Below are 1,329 nucleotides of genomic sequence, written 5' to 3'. Positions count from 1 at the left end.
GGGAAAAGCCCGGACCACGGCCGAGAGCGAGGCCACCGGCTGATCCCCGGACCGCTGCTGCGGCCCTCCGCCCACACCATCCGGCACTGCCTGGCCGCCACCCGACTCAACCCCCACCACCCCGTAGAGACCATCCTGACCTGCGAGTTCTGGCGCCGCCTGCACCAGACCCGGGCCATGATCAGTCACTACCGGCGCCGCGGCGACCCCCTCCCGCACCACCTACAAGGCTGGGCCCACCAACGACCGATCCCACCGATCACCCACCCTCAAGATCTCCGGCTGTAGTACCAGGGCAGGGTGGCGCTATAGACGGTCCTGCTTGCCGTCGGCTTGTATGGCGAGCGGCAGGGTGACGGAAGCCTGCTGGCCACCGGTGACTGTATCCGGTGAGGTTCACCGAGCCGACCTGGTGATAGAAAGCTTGCACCGAAAGCGCCAGCGGCGTATGCATTCAGAAGGAATGCGGCTGACTGGTGACGGTGTGTGAGGCTTTCTGGTCAGGCGGCTTGTTCGATCGGGGGCATCCAGAGGTTGCCGGTGAAGGCGCGGTGGATGGCCTCGAAGGCGCTCAGCCCGTGTTTGCGGGCGGAGTCGAGGTAGGAGCGCACGGTGAGCCAGGCGGTTGCACCGTTTTCGGACTGGTGGCAGCCGGAGATCTTCAGCTGGGTCTTGACCGGCCGGAGTGCTCTCTCGCCGCAGTTGTTGGTGAAGGGCACATGCCGGGGGGTGTCGGCGAAGTGCAGGATCGAGTGGGCCTGGTCCCGCAGGCGTTCGAGCAGGTTGCGGGCCGGGGACTGTTTGCGGCCCGGCGCCCTGGGGTGTTCGGAGAGCCCGACCGTGATGCCCCGGTGGAAGGCGTCCAGGTGCAGCAGCAGGGCGTCGGGGGCGATCTCGCCGGTCTCGCCGGCGCGTACCCGCAGGGCTTGGGTGTTCAGTCCGGCCAGGGCCCACCGGATCTGCTGGTGCCACTTCTGGTGGGGGAAGTCCTCTTCGGCGGCGGTCAGTTCGCGGATCAGGTGGGCGCCGCACAACTGGTGGCCGCAGTGGGTGTATCCGGCATAGAGGGACAGCGAGTCGTGGACCAGGACGCCGCGGTAGTACGGCAGCACGCCGCCCGCGTCCGCCCCGGCGCGCGAGCGCGGGGCGAGGTGGAGCAGGGTGAGGAAGTCGGTGCAGGCCACATGCAGCCAGCGCCGTACGCTGCCGATGCGGGTGGTGGTCTCGTCCGCGTGCAGGACGTGGCCCATCACCAGCAGAGCCCTGATCAGGTTCACGGAGTCCGCGACCAGGCCGGCGGCCCCGGGAAGCAGGGATGCGACCCAGCCG

At 68.8% G+C, this 1,329-nt stretch carries 2 protein-coding genes; one reads left to right on the top strand and one right to left on the bottom strand.

Annotated features, from left to right (window positions below; all coding sequences use genetic code 11):
* The coding region (locus tag ABZT03_RS44585) for a hypothetical protein (protein WP_356050071.1) at window positions 1-288 on the top strand (288 nt) is incomplete at its 5' end.
* A gap of 212 nt (window positions 289-500) precedes the next feature.
* Here ABZT03_RS44585 and ABZT03_RS44580 read toward each other — a convergent pair.
* The coding region (locus tag ABZT03_RS44580) for a transposase (RefSeq protein WP_356050069.1) at window positions 501-1,329 on the bottom strand (829 nt) is incomplete at its 5' end.

Origin of the sequence: Streptomyces sp. NPDC005574 (assembly GCF_040605435.1) — a bacterium.
Taxonomy (GTDB): domain Bacteria; phylum Actinomycetota; class Actinomycetes; order Streptomycetales; family Streptomycetaceae; genus Streptomyces.
This window is presented reverse-complemented; position numbering and strand designations above follow the sequence as displayed.